Genomic DNA, 14,590 nt, shown 5'->3' on the forward strand with positions numbered 1-14,590 from the left:
ATTACCGTGAATTGGGCTACTGGCAACTGTTAATCATTTATACATTTCGTGGTTGTACTTTAATTTTAATTATTACTCTTGTATGCTTAAGGCTGATTAAGCCGTAAACTTTGTTTAATTAGTAAAAATTTTATTCAATTTTATGGCATAACCCCCATTTTTGTGGCAAAATCAGACTTATGAAAGATATTCTTAATAATTTAACTCTTTAAATTGTAATTAACCACTTCCACTAGTATGCTTAATTAATTAATGGTCTGTTAGTTGCATCCAAAACATCTTTCCTAAAATCAATATTGGAGGAAATATTATGTGTGGTATTATTGCATTTAGTGATCCAACAATTACCGACAAAGAAACAACAATTCAATCTATGATGAAAATGATTCAGCATCGTGGTCCTAATGTTAAGGGTAGTGGTTTTTATACCAATGATCAAGTTGCCCTCGGCTTTCGACGTTTAAGTGTCATTGATCTAAAAGGTGGACAACAACCTATTTATAATGAAGATCACTCTATTCTGATTACTTATAATGGTGAAATCTATAATTATCAATCCTTAAGAGAAGAACTTATTACTGCGGGTCATACTTTTACTACCCATACTGATACTGAAGTACTGCTGCATGGTTATGAAGAATGGGGCATGGAAGGTACTTTGCAGCGCATTCGTGGAATGTTTGCCTATTTAATTTGGGATGATAATCAAAAAACTCTTTATGGAGCCCGGGATTTCTTCGGTATCAAGCCGCTTTACTACTATCAGCAGGGATCGACCTTCATTGCCGGTTCGGAAATTAAAGCTTTTTTGAAGCACCCACATTTTAAAAAGGAATTAAATAAAAAAGCTTTGAAGCCTTTTTTAATGAATCAATATAATGATTTAGATGAAACCTTCTTTAAAAATGTTTATAAATTCCCAGCCGGACATTGGTTTGAATTACATGGACAAGACTTGCAGATTCATCAATATTGGGATGCTGAATATAAAATCAATTATCAACGTTCGCTTTCACAAACCGTCAATGAAATTGATCAAACTGTCAAAGAGTCTGTAAAAATGCATCATATTGCGGATGTTCCCGTAGGCAGTTTCCTATCCGAAGGTGTAGATTCTAGTTATGTAACTTCTGTCTTACATCCCCAAGAAGTTTTTAGTGTCAATTTTGACAATGGTCCTTACGATGAAGCGAGTGTGGCGCAAGAATTATCCCAACGAGAAGGGTTGAATTTTAATGAAGTCACCGTTGACGGTGATGAAGCTTTTAATGATTTTCCCGAAATGCAATATCATTTAGATGAACCAGATAGTAATCCTTCAGTAATTCCGTTATGGTATTTATGCCGCTTAGCACGTAAGAAAGTTACGGTAGCCCTATCCGGTGAAGGTGCTGATGAATTATTTGCCGGTTACGTTAACTATGGTATGCATACTAAAAATACAGTAGTTAAAGTTTTTGCGAATGGATTGCATAAATTACCCCGCCATTTACGCTATAACTTAGCTCGGGGTCTTCAAAAAATGCCGAATTTCCCTGGGAAAGTGCATCTATATAGTCAAACGGCTCAGCCTTCAGATTATTATGTAGGAGAATCTCTCATTTATGATCCGAAGCAGCCGACAATTTTTACTTCTCAACAAGCCAATGCTGTTTTGCAACCTCAATATCAAAATGATTTAACTGTTCAAAGCATCTATCGAAAAGACTTCGCTAAAGTAAAAGATGCCGAGGAAGTTAAGCAAATGCAGTATATTGATTTACATCATTTTATGTTTAATGATATTCTGCAAAAAGCTGATAAAATTTCTATGGCCCATTCATTAGAATTACGTGTTCCTTTCCTAGATCGAAAAGTGGCTCAATTAGCCAATTCTATTCCTTCCAAAATGTTAATCAATCAACACGATACTAAATATGCCTTTAGAAAAGCTGCTAATCGGCATTTGCCGGAAGACTGGGCTAAACGTCCTAAACTAGGTTTCCCGGTTCCAGTAAAAACTTGGTTGCAAGAAGACAAATATTACCAAAAAGTGAAGGCACTGTTTAGTGAAGATTGGGTCAATGATATTTTTGACCAAGCTAAAATTTTACAACTGCTTCAAGATAATTATGAAGATAAAATTGACGGTCGCCGTCAAGTCTGGAATATTTTTACTTTCCTTACTTGGTATAAGTTATATTTTATTGATTTTGACAATACCCTTAAAAAATATGAACATCTTCAACCCGATGTGCAAAAATTTACGGAAAATGGTACCTTAGTCTAAAATTTAATAACTAATAAAAATCCAAGGCTTACAGCCTTGGATTTTTATTTATCTTGTATTTTTATTATTAACTACCACTTTAAATAAAATGACCCATTCAATCAAAGCTAACACTAATAAAATTAACAATGCGTTATGACTGCCGTTAGCTGTATTGGCAGCATTACTTAATTGGCCTTGTTTTTGGCTTTGGGCAATAATAGCAGCCACCACTGAGGTTCCCATTGCACCTGCAAACTGTTGCAATGTTGTTAAAATAGCATTACCATCCGCCTGCTGCTGCACGGTTAAATTTTGCAATCCACTAGTCATGATATTGCCAAAAGCAAAACCGCAACCTGCCATATATAACAAATAGATGGCTACAATCATTCCACCAGATAAATGACGACTAAAAATAGTAAAAAGTAAAAGTGCCAATACAGCAAAGCTGGTTCCCCATAAAATTGGTTTTCTGGCACCCCAATGATCCAAAAGCTGTCCACTAAAAGGAGCCAAAACAGCTCCCAGTGTTGCTCCTGGCAACACAAGAAGTCCCGCGACAGTAGCACTTTGATGATTAACTAATTGGATATAATTAGGCAAGATAAAAGAAATCCCTAAACTGCATAATTGAAAAAAGAAAAAGCTAATGACATGTCCGCTAAAACGTCTATTGGTCAAAACCTGTAAGTTGACAATCGGCGAAGTTACAACCCGACTGCGATAAATTAATAAAATGAGCCCTAAGATTCCTAATAACCATGCCCCTAATACGGACCAGCTGAACCAGTTTTGAACACCTAAATTGCTAAAACCATAAATTAAACCACTAAATAACAAAATAATACTTAAAACACTGAGAACATCCACGGGAGTTTTTTGCAGAGCACTCACCTGCTCAATAGCAGAACACCCCAGAAATAAAGAAATTACTAAAATAGGTAATAGTAAGATAAAAATATAACGCCAACCTAAACTATTAACAACTAATCCGCCGTAAGTGGGGCCAATTGCCGGTGCAATCGCAGTAATTAAAGAACCAATTCCCATCATCAAACCAATCTTGGAAGTCGGCACCTGTTCTAAAATAATATTAAACATCAAAGGTAAAGCCAGCCCCGTACCTATTCCTTGGATCATCCGGCCTCCTAGTAAAATCATAAATGACGGCGCCCAAGCATCCATTACGGCTCCTATAATAAATAGTAAATTAGCTGCTAAAAAAATACCCTTAGTCGGAAAATTCTTCTTTAAAATTGCCGATAACGGAACCACTATGGCGATCACCAGTAAACAACCTGTGGTCATCCATTGAACCGTTGTTGTATTGACCTGGAATTCTTTCATCAAAGTCGGAAAAGTAATATTCATGGCCGTTTCTACTATTACCCCACAAAAAGACATCAAACCAGCGGCCACTACCGCAGCTAAAACTTTTCCGGAAATTTTTTTCTCTGTTGCCATAATAAACTACACTTCCATATAATAATGTAATATTTTTTCAAACAGAGCAATTTCTGTGTTTGAAAATTGTTGCTGTAATTGTGTTTGTTGTAATTGCATATAATCACTGACGGATCCTACTAACTGTTTGCCTTTATCAGTTAAAACAACCGCTCTTTGCCGGGCATCAATTTGTGCAGGAGTCCGTTTAATCAAGTCTTTTTTTTCCATACGTTGCAAAATTAAAGTGGCTGTCGAACGGCGAATATTGAATTCCTGCTCCAAATCCCGCTGTAACACCTCTTCTTGCTTTCGACCCAGATGATCAATAATCGACATTTGCGTAGCCGTTAAACCATACTGCCGGGCAAAATTATCAAAATTCTTAGTCAACTGCCGCGCAGCAATCTTTAATAAGCGTCCTGTATCATGAACCATTTCATCACTCCTCCAAAATCGCTAGTCAGCTAACGATACAGTCATTTAATATAATTCTTTTTTCGTAATTGTCAATAACTAAGTTAGCAGCAAACCGCTTTTTTCATGCTAAAATAGTAGTAAAGGGGAATCAAATATGCCAATTAATCTCTTATTTTCAATTGATAATCACTATTTACAGCAGCTAAAGACTACCCTCTGGTCTATTTATCTGAACACTAATGCTCAACAACATTACCGAGTTTTTGTCTTACAGCAGCCCCGTTTGTTATATGATCAAGAGTTGGCCGTTTTTTGTCAACAATTACAAATGGATTATTATCCTCTGGTAATTGAAGATTCAAACTTTTGGGCGCAGGCTCCTGTATCTAAGCGCTATCCTTTGACTATTTATTTTCGTTTATTGGCTCAACGTTATTTACCGGCCGATTTACAGCGTATTCTTTATTTAGATGCTGATATTTTATGTATTAATGATTTCACTAAATTATATAACTTGAATTTTCAGGATAATTTATATGCCGCAGCTATTCATTCCGGACTAACCGATATTACAACCGTCTTTAATAAAGTACGCCTAGATACTTATGAAAGTGATGGTTACTATAATTCGGGGGTTTTACTGATGAATTTGCCTTTGATTAGAGAACAGGTCAAGGCGCAAGATATTTTTCAAACTATTAAAAACAATGGCAAGTTTTTTCTATTACCAGATCAAGACATTTTAAATGCTCTTTATGGCAAGCATATTCTCACTATTCCGGATGAAATTTATAATTATGATACCCGCAAAAAAATCATCTATGAAACTACCAGCGGCGGTCAGTTTAATCTGCCTTGGGTGATTAAAAATACTGCTTTTTTGCATTTTTGCGGCAAAGATAAACCCTGGCAGGCAAGCTATAAGGGCAACTTTCGTGAATTATACTTGCATTATCAACATCAAATGCATAACTTAATGAAGTCAGCACTTGCTTAACAAATCGCAGTTTTATTGCTACAAAAAAAGTGGAACTAAAGTTCCACTTTTATTTTTACTAGCTGCCTTTTATTTATAACAGTTTACATTTTAAACAAGTAACTTTGATTGTACTTATGGCATAGTTCAAAAGAACGGTTTATTTTGCTAATTCGACAATCCAGTTATCTTGATGATCATGACTATTAATTTTTTCGGGATTATCTGCTAAATCTAAATTAGCTTTAATAACTTTACCGTTAATAGGAGCTTCCAATTCGGTTACTGCCTTTGATCCTTCTACTGACACTAAAGGATCTCCTACTTGGACATCTTGAATATCGTCATAAAAATCAATAAAAGATACTGTGCCGACTTCTTTTTGGCCTTCATGACTTAAACCTAAAAGAATGTGATCATCATCTAAGTCTTCTTGCCAAAAATATTTTTCTTCCATTTTATTGGCCATTTGTACTACAACTCCTTTATGAACAAGATTCAAATTCTGCTTATTAATCTGTAAAGGTCATTTAACAATAAATTGTTAAATTTCTAAAAGCAATCCATTATCAACAATTATTATAGCACTTTTGGCAACGTTTTATCTTTATTTAAATTGATTTTTTTGTATCTCAACAATAATAAAGAGCATTATATTGTGATTATTAAGTTTGAGGCGGTTAATTAACATCAAGTGATCCTCAGTTTATTGTTATTCTAGAAGTTGTTTTATTGCTGAAAAAAGAGTTGTACAGCTTCTAGCACACAGCTCTTTATTTTCAAATACCAATTAGAATAAAAGTAATCTTTTATTCGCCCAAGTATGCAAAGGCCTGTTTTTCATCATAAAGATGCAACATTTTATCATAAACCAGCCGACAAGCAACTGCTGCAATTATAGGAATAATAAACCAAACTAAGGCCGCGGTTAACAAATTAATACTCATTTTACCAACATCCAACGAAGCCAAAGGCCCTACTAAGCCAACCAAGCCAAAGCCAGCTGATGCCGGGGTTCCTGCTACTTGAAATAAGGCCACTGGAATTGCTGATATGATTGCCGTTGTCATTACAGGTAATAAAATAATAGGATAACGGAACAAATTAGGAATCATCATTTTCATAGCGCCCAAAGCCACGGCCAAAGTAACACCGGATTTATTAGTTTTCCAAGAATGTACCACTAAAACAATAGTTGTTGCAGCAACTCCCATTGCAGCAGCACCAGCCGAAATACCGTTCAATTTAATCGCCATACCGATTGCCACAGTTGAAATAGGTGTAATAATTAATAAGGCAAACATACAAGCAATTAAAATACACATAACAATAGGCTGTAAGTTAGTAAAAGAATTAATTAAATCACCAATCCAAGTGGTAATTTTAGCAATAAAAGGTAAAATTAAATAACCAATCCAACCAACACCGCCTCCAATTAGAATCGGCCCTAAAACAATCTTCACTGATCCTAAACGATCTCCAATTAAAAGTGTGACCCAAACTGCTAAAGCAGCTGTAATCATTGTATTAATCAAATCTCCCGTCCCAGCTGAAACATAAAGTCCGGGTGCTTTAGTTGCCGGATTAATTATTGCCGGGTTAAATTGGGTTACTCCTGAACCAACATAAGCGGCTGCCGCAATTGTAGCGATATCCACAGGTGTCAACTTGAATTGATAAGCAATTAAAGCGCCAATTAATAACGGTGTTGCACATTGAAACACTATTAAAACATGATTTAAGGTTAGTGCCCAGGGACTGTTCCCAAATAATTTCAAAATTGCAGCAACAACCGCATTGGGGATAAGCCCTACAATAATCCCGGTAGCTGTTCCTGCTAATACATTATTAAAGAAAGTTTTCGCCGAATTCTGAGATGATGCAGTGGTTGTACTCATTATTTATTCTCCTTTACACGCCCAACAATTCCTCCTTAGCATGAATTAGTTGGGTAATCAAGGTACAATAGGGGGTGGCTACGCCATACTCTTTTCCCTTTTGCCAAACCGCGCCATTAATAAAGTCAATTTCTGTTTTCCGATGATTTTTGAGTAAATCTTGATACATAGAAGGATAATGATCAGCAATATCACCATGGAAAGTTTCATCGACATGTTGATATACTTCTGCTTGGTCTAAGTTCACGCCTTCTTGAGCTGCTACTGCTGCAAATTCAGCAATAATGGTTTTTAAAAAGTCCGCAGCTTCCTGAGTTTGACCTAATTCGCCAATATTACAATCTAAAATCGAACATAAGGTATTTAATGTACCATTTACACAAGCTTTGCGCCAAATTGCATATTTAGGATCGTCAATGTACTTTGGACATAAACCGGCATCATTAAAGACATCAACTACCTTTAAAGCAAAATCCTTACCTTCGCTGCCAAAGTTTTTTAATTCTACATTACCATTGCCAAATAAAGTAGCATGACCTGGGCCCGCTAGACCAGCTGTCCACATAGTAATGCCTAAAAGCAAATGGTTGTCATCCACATATTTCTTTAAAATACTTTCGTGTCCCATTCCATTTAAAAGACATAAAACATAAGTTTGTGGGGTAATAAGAGCTTTAATTTTAGCAAAAGCTGAATCCAATTGATAAGATTTAGTAAAAGCGATAATTAATTCAGGCTGATACCCCTGTAACTGATCTACTTCCTCTAGAGAATATACAGGAATATTGGCGGTAACTGCTTTCCCATTAAAGTCCGCCTGCAATCCTTGTTGTCTAATTGCTTGGACATTGGGCTGCCAACCATCAATTAAAACTAGATCGTTACCACTCTTATGTAACATCAAAGCAAAACGGCTGCCCATGGCGCCAACACCAACAATTGCAATCTTCATTTATTTTCCTCCTTAATACCATTTCAGTAATTAGTGCTAGTAATTACCCTTTCTTAATTAAAATTAATCATTTTTAATTAAATTTAAATAATATTTTAACATGCGAACTATAATTGTCAACCATATTTAAAAAAGGCTTCACCAAGTAATATTCACTTGGTGGAGCCTTTATATAGTAATATAATTATTGAATCGAGTTAACTAAATCATAATCAATAGTTGTTGTATAAGAAGAACCAGCTTTTGGAATGCAATTTAAACCACCAATATTAATATTCAATACGGGTTTTAAGGCCCATTCCAGAGAGTTATCTGCTGAAGTACGTATTGAAGTAGGTTGTTGATTCAAGGGATGCTGCTTTCCATTTTCTGAACCCTCATTCAAGCTCAAACTCATGGCATCACTATTTATTTCAGAATCACTATTACTCTTTTTTTTAAATTTAGTCATCATTGCATACAGTTGCCAAGACTCTCCTTTAGGATTTTGAACAGTATATTCAAGGTCACTATTAGCTTCAGCTAAATAAGAACTCTTATTATTACCTAAAATATTATTATTAGTATCTAAGATAATATCAAAATTGATCTGACTTGGACTGACAGTTAAAACTAAGCTTCCCTTAGATTGATTAAAAGCAGGCTGCCAAATAAAGAGCTCACCATTATCCCTATCTTTCTGGGAATACTTTTTTATTTCATCCGCAGTATACATCTCATCATTAGGATACCACCAACAAAATGCACCTGTTTTATCTACAACTGTGTTTGTACCTTTTTGCCATTTTCCGTTTTGTGATGTTTTGTACTTCATAGGAAGTTCCTGATTAGAAGGAAACAGCGTATCTTTAGGAGCCTCAGGCAAGCCACAATCATCCTTTAATTTTGTATCTTTTCCTATCTTCAAGTACCAGAGCTTAGTATCTCCTGAAAAAAAATTATCTTGAGTAGCATATCTGGTATCAAAACCACTAAGATCAAGCTTTTGTAAGGAAGCAGCAGAAGCAAACATAGAAGACATATTAGTAGCAGCTGTAGTGTTCCATTTATCTAAACCAGTGATAGATTCTAGATTTTGGCAACCTGCAAACATGGAAGACATATTAGTAGCAGATTTAGTGTTCCAGTTATTTAAACCAGCAATCGATGTTAGCTTTTTGCAATAAAAAAACATCGCATAAAAATTTGTTACATTAGATGTATCAAAGTTCGAAAGATTCAAACTACTAAGACTTTCATTAGAAGCAAACATAGAAGACATATCAGTAGCAACAGGGGTTGTAAAGCCTGAAATATCCAATGTTTCAAGCGCTTTATCATAAGCAAACATCAAATTAAATGTTGTCACCTTAGATGTATCAAATTTTGAAAGATCCAAACTTGTAAGTTTTGCATCAGAAACAAACATAGAAGACATATCAGTAGCAGCAGGGGTTGTAAAGTTTGAAAGATCCAAAGTATCAAGAACTGAGTCATAAGCAAACATAGAAGACATATCAGTAGCTTTGCTATTTTTCCAATTACTTATACCAGTAATAGATGTTAAATTTGAGCAACCTGCAAACATCGCCTTAAATGTTGTCACATTAGATGTATTAAAATTTGAAAGATCCAAACTACTAAGATTTTCATTAGAAGCAAACATAGAATCCATCTTAGTAGCAGCAGGGGTTGTAAAGTTTGAAAGATCCAATGTTTCAAGCGCTGTATCATAAGCAAACATAGAAGACATATCAGTAGCTTTGCTATTTTTCCAATTACTTATACCAGTAATAGATGTTAAATTTGTGCAACCTGCAAACATCGCATTAAATGTTGTCACATTAGATGTATTAAAAGATGTACCTTTATCAGAGTTTGCAAGATTCAAACTTGTAAGATTTACATCATAAGCAAACATGGAAGCCATATCAGTAGAAGCACCAGTATTCCATCCATCTAAACCCTTAATAGATGTTAGATTTGTGCAACCTGCAAACATGCTCGAAAAATTTTTAACATTCCCTACATTCCAATTAGAAACATCTAAGCTTTTTAATTGTTCGCAACCATCAAACATATAAGCACATTGTATTACGCTGTCTAATTTCAACTGACTGGCATCAATAGAAGTTAATGAACTATCACCAGCAAACATAGCATTCATATACTCAATTTTATCAGTAAAATTATTTAATCCACTAATGCTTGATAATTGAGGCATTTGAGCAAACATGCTCGAAGTATTTGTTACTTTAATCTCACTTTGAATATCAACACTTTTAACCTGTGTTCGTAAGTTATCCCATGGCCATATGGTTGTCCAACTACCGTCTTGATTTTGTTTTGTCTTTGGTTCAGCTAAACCACTGTTCAAAGTTAAAGTACCCTTTTCAAATTTAAAACTCCATCCTGGTCCACTAGTTGGTTGATCTGTCCCTGTTTTTTCATAATCAGAATTTGAACGTAATAAAGGGGGAACGGTGATTACTTGAAGGAGCGGGCTTATATTTGGCTGTTGCAATTGGGGAGCAGCTGATACTTGTATCTCTGAAGTTGTATTTACTTGTTTTATCGGCAACTCAACTTGTACTGATCCCGTACCATTATTAATATCTAAATATGAAGGATTAATCACTTCTTCTAAAGTGCTAGTAGTGGCGGCCTTAATATTTAAGCAAGCAGAATAATTTGAGTTTATTAACAATAAACCCAGAAAAATACCTAACTGCACACTTAATACTTTATAATTTAATAATAAAGATATAAATTTTTGTCCAGCTGATAATGATCGTATTAAGAAATGATGAATTTTCACAAATTTCTTCATTATACTCAGCCTCTTTGAAATTATCATCACAATTTAATAAATTTATTAACCCAAAATGTGATCGCCTTATAATAATTAACCAAAATTAGAATTACTTTATATTAATTTAAAATATTATTCTAAATAGATCTCTAATATTCATTCACATTATAACATCAAATTGTAATAATATAGACAAATTTATAACTCAGATAATCATTAAATTATAATAATTATGAAAATCTCTGCCAAAAGTTTTCTGCAAAAGTTCGATAAAACTGACAACCGCGTAAATACTTATCAATACTTACAAATTCATTAGGTTGATGATCACTAACACCGTCCGCAGGACCTAATATTATAATAGGAAGATTCGGAACATGATAATATTCAGAGGCATCAGTCGCACCTGTTCCTACGGTCAATTGACTATTTAAATTAAATTGTTGTTGCAAAACTTGAAGTGCCAATTGTGCCAAAGCAGTATTAGCTTGTGTCGGCAAAGGAGGTTCCGGATAACTATAAGTCAAAGATAACTGGGCCCCTTGCTGATTCAGCTGGGCAACAATCTCATTTAGCTGCTGCATGACCATTTCGTTGGGGTAGGCCGGAATGGTGCGGATATTACCAGTCATCCAAGCATGCGCAGGAACCGTATTAATTTGCGAACCGCCTTGAATTTGGCTAATAACATGAGTTAAAGCTCCTAAAGTCGGATCTATCTGATCATCTTGAGCTAAAACTGTCTGTGTTTTTTGAATAAAATCTATTAAAGGCAGGATTGCGTTTTTTCCTAGTTCTGGTTGTGAAGAATGAACACTTTTTCCATTGGACTCTAACTTATAGTCAATAACTCCTTTATGACTAATGCGAACCTGCAAATCTGTCGGCTCACCAATTACCAAGCCTTGTAAATCATCTGCATAACCGGCTTGAGTAAGCTGGGCAGCACCATACTCCCCAGTTTCTTCACCAACTGAAGCTAAAAGTCGCAGACGACCCGCCAAGGGCTTGCCACTTTCCAAAAGATCCAGCATGGCCACAACCATTGCCGCCAAGCCGGATTTCATATCACTTGCCCCCCGACCATAAAGACGGCCGTTTTGCATCGTAGCTTGAAAAGGTGGATGATCCCAATCAGCTATTGCGCCTGCATCTACCACATCTTCATGTCCTGAAAATCCTAATAACGGTCCGTGATTACCGATAGTTACTACTAAATTATCCCGTTTGGGAGCATAATTTACTCGTTCAATTTGCACAGGATACTTATGGAATAAAGTAGTTAAATAGTCTGCTACTAGTGCTTCTTGTCCATTAACAGAAGGAATAGCAATTAAATCGGATAGAATTTTTAAAGCAGCTTCTTTTTCCATTTATGTCTCCTATGCTTCTAAAATTTTCGATAAAAAGTCTTGAGCCCGAGCAGTCTTGGGATGAGCAAAAAATTCTTGCGGTGTATTGCTTTCTTGAATATAACCATCAGCCATAAACCAAACCTGATCAGCCACATTTTTGGCGAAGCCCATTTCATGGGTTACTACCACCATTGTCATTCCGGCAGTAGCCAAATCCTGCATAACTTTAAGCACTTCTCCGACCATTTCTGGATCCAGAGCAGAAGTTGGTTCATCAAAAAGCATCACTTTCGGATTCATGGCCAAAGCCCGCGCGATTGCCACTCTTTGTTGTTGACCGCCAGAAAGATTATCCGGAAAGGCTTCTGCTTTATCTGCCAATCCTACTTGCTTTAATAATTTATTGGCTAACTGCGTTGCTTCTTGTTCAGAAGTTCCCTTAACTTTCATCGGTGCCAATTTTAAATTTTCCAGCACATTTTTATGAGGAAAAAGATTAAAGCTTTGAAATACCATTCCCATCTGTTGACGTAATTGATCCAAATGCTGATCATCCAGTGCTGTCAATTCGTCACCTTCAAAAAACACTTGACCGGCACTCGGCTTGTCCAATAAGTTTAAACACCGTAAAAAGGTACTTTTCCCTGCACCGGACGGTCCAATTAAACAAATCACCTGTCCATCATAAACTTCTTCATTAATATCTTTTAAAACTTCGTTCTCACCAAAAATTTTTTTCAAATGCTTAACTGCAATAACTGGTTGTTGTGCTCCTGTTTCCTTATTCATGTGACATCTTCCCTTCAAAATGTTTCATTAACCGTGAAATTCCAAAAGTAATAATGAAATATAAAACCATAGTAACGACTAGTGGCATAACTCCCCGATAAGTATCAGACTGTACAATCTTAGATTGATAAATTAAATCTTTAACACCGATCACAGAGACAATTGAACTCTCCTTAATTAGTGACACAAACTCGTTTCCAAGAGCCGGCCAGATATTTTTCATCGCTTGCGGTAAAATAATATATTTCATTGTCATTGAACGTGACATTCCTAATGAACGCGAGGCTTCAGTTTGTCCAACAGGGATAGAATTAATACCGGAACGAATAACTTCAGCAACATAGGCAGCGGAATTTAGGGAGACTGCAATTATTCCTGAAAGTAATGACGGGATATTAACAATTAAACCTAAACCAAAATAAACAAACAACAATTGAACCATCAAAGGCGTGCCCCGCACAAACTCGATATAACTGGTAGCAACTACTTGAGCAAACTTATTATGACTTAACCGCATTAAAGATAAAATTACTCCCAGTAAAAATCCAAAAACAACCGAAATTGCAGAAATAAGGATTGTATAACCTAAACCAGCGGCAAAGAAATCTTTATAAGCCCACATAGAGTTATTAGCCTTAGACTTTTTTTGTGCCTGCTTTCCTTTTTGGGCTTTAAAACTGCCGCTGACCATATATTTGCCGGCCTCAGGTAGATATTTTTTATTAATAAGATCCTTCGACTTAATGTCAGCAATAGATGTATTAGCTGCATTAACTAAAGACTGAGCTCCTTTAGGAAAAGCAATAGCCGTTCCGGGAACTTTGACATTAAAGCCGGCATCAATCGCCATTAAACCCTTGGTATTATTAGCATAAGCTTCTGCAGAGGCTTGATCCAAAACTACTGCGGCTACTTTATGGGTTTGTAAAGCTAACATTAAATCAGTAATTTTATCCATACCTTTGAGCTGAACTTTTTTGACATCTTTTTTCACCCAATTATACTGAATAGATCCTGTTTGCGCCCCTACGGCTTGTCCTGTTAGGGCTTTATAACTAGTAAATTTGTTCTTATCGGCTTTATTAATAACTAAATCCATGCCACCATGAAAATAAATATTACTAAAATCAACACTTTTAGCTCTTTTGGCTGTTTTACTCATTCCGGCCATTACCATATCCACTTTACCGGTTTGTAAAGCTACCAGTAAAGAATCAAAGTCCATTGATTTGATTACCAATTTAACGCCCATATCTTGAGCAATCTTTTGTGCAATTGCAACATCCATTCCAACAATTTTAGATTTTCCATGAGCAATAAATTCATAAGGGGGAAAATCCGGACTGGTACCCATAACCAAGGTACCCTTATTTTTTACCTTTTGTAAATATTCATCATTTGTCGGCGTATTGTTATCCGCTGCCTGAACTCCCAAAGTACCAATATTACCAATAAATAAAATTGTTATTAAGATTACTGTTAGCCAGTGCCCCAATTTTTTCATTTGTTCTACTCCTTTTCTCTAATTACAATCTACAAATCCATTTGTCATACAGTAGTTTTTTCATAAAATACCTCATCTTTCCAGAAAATAAAAAGAGGAACCCCCATAATGAGGCTCCTCAATTGAACAAAGAAAAAGCCTGCATCTGAGAGAACCCATGCAGACTTAGTTATTGCTGGAGTTAGAAGTCGGCATGGACACGATCTGACGT

Annotated in this window: 11 protein-coding genes; 2 read left to right on the plus strand and 9 right to left on the minus strand. The window is 35.7% G+C overall.

All coding sequences use genetic code 11. The features are described 5' to 3' along the window. The first annotated feature begins 310 nt into the window (after positions 1–310). The gene (gene asnB / locus JG29_RS06645) at positions 311–2,269 is read left to right on the plus strand and encodes an asparagine synthase (glutamine-hydrolyzing) (protein WP_045923168.1); all 1,959 of its coding nucleotides are present in this window, start codon (positions 311–313) and stop codon (positions 2,267–2,269) included. Positions 2,270–2,317: 48 nt separating this feature from the next. On the opposite strand, the gene JG29_RS06650 is transcribed toward asnB, so the two are convergent. Continuing rightward, entirely contained in the window at positions 2,318–3,715 is a 1,398-nt protein-coding gene (locus JG29_RS06650) for an MFS transporter (protein ID WP_045923169.1), read from the minus strand. A 6-nt stretch (positions 3,716–3,721) separates the two neighbouring features. Beyond that, positions 3,722–4,132 carry a MarR family winged helix-turn-helix transcriptional regulator gene (locus JG29_RS06655; protein WP_045923170.1) on the minus strand — a complete coding sequence of 137 codons (411 nt, stop codon included), beginning with the start codon at positions 4,130–4,132 and terminating at the stop codon, positions 3,722–3,724. A gap of 136 nt (positions 4,133–4,268) precedes the next feature. On the opposite strand from JG29_RS06655, the gene JG29_RS06660 reads away from it, so the two are divergent. Further along, entirely contained in the window at positions 4,269–5,111 is an 843-nt protein-coding gene (locus JG29_RS06660) for a glycosyltransferase family 8 protein (protein ID WP_045923171.1), read from the plus strand. 139 nt (positions 5,112–5,250) lie between these two features. Here the strand turns inward: JG29_RS06660 and JG29_RS06665 are convergent, their stop codons facing one another. The 7 genes from JG29_RS06665 to JG29_RS06695 all read right to left on the minus strand — a co-directional run bounded on the left by JG29_RS06665 (position 5,251) and on the right by JG29_RS06695 (position 14,379). Then, positions 5,251–5,559: a glycine cleavage system H family protein gene (locus JG29_RS06665; RefSeq protein WP_045923172.1), complete on the minus strand. Its 309-nt coding sequence runs from the start codon at positions 5,557–5,559 to the stop codon at positions 5,251–5,253. A gap of 340 nt (positions 5,560–5,899) precedes the next feature. Then, the gene (locus JG29_RS06670; protein ID WP_045923173.1) at positions 5,900–6,988 is read right to left on the minus strand and encodes a PTS sugar transporter subunit IIC; all 1,089 of its coding nucleotides are present in this window, start codon (positions 6,986–6,988) and stop codon (positions 5,900–5,902) included. Positions 6,989–7,001: 13 nt separating this feature from the next. Beyond that, positions 7,002–7,940: a 2-dehydropantoate 2-reductase gene (locus JG29_RS06675; RefSeq protein ID WP_045923174.1), complete on the minus strand. Its 939-nt coding sequence runs from the start codon at positions 7,938–7,940 to the stop codon at positions 7,002–7,004. Between the two features lie 184 nt (positions 7,941–8,124). Beyond that, positions 8,125–10,749, minus strand: coding sequence for a BspA family leucine-rich repeat surface protein (locus JG29_RS08595; protein WP_052696328.1), 2,625 nt, complete (start codon positions 10,747–10,749; stop codon positions 8,125–8,127). A 212-nt stretch (positions 10,750–10,961) separates the two neighbouring features. Continuing rightward, positions 10,962–12,104 carry an ArgE/DapE family deacylase gene (locus JG29_RS06685; RefSeq protein ID WP_045923175.1) on the minus strand — a complete coding sequence of 381 codons (1,143 nt, stop codon included), beginning with the start codon at positions 12,102–12,104 and terminating at the stop codon, positions 10,962–10,964. Positions 12,105–12,113: 9 nt separating this feature from the next. Beyond that, entirely contained in the window at positions 12,114–12,875 is a 762-nt protein-coding gene (locus tag JG29_RS06690; RefSeq protein ID WP_045923176.1) for an amino acid ABC transporter ATP-binding protein, read from the minus strand. After that, entirely contained in the window at positions 12,868–14,379 is a 1,512-nt protein-coding gene (locus tag JG29_RS06695; protein ID WP_045923177.1) for an ABC transporter substrate-binding protein/permease, read from the minus strand. The genes JG29_RS06690 and JG29_RS06695 overlap by 8 nt, the downstream gene beginning before the upstream one ends. Positions 14,380–14,590 lie beyond the last annotated feature (211 nt).

It is taken from the genome of Bombilactobacillus mellis, assembly GCF_000967245.1.
GTDB classification, from domain to species: Bacteria; Bacillota; Bacilli; order Lactobacillales; family Lactobacillaceae; genus Bombilactobacillus; species Bombilactobacillus mellis.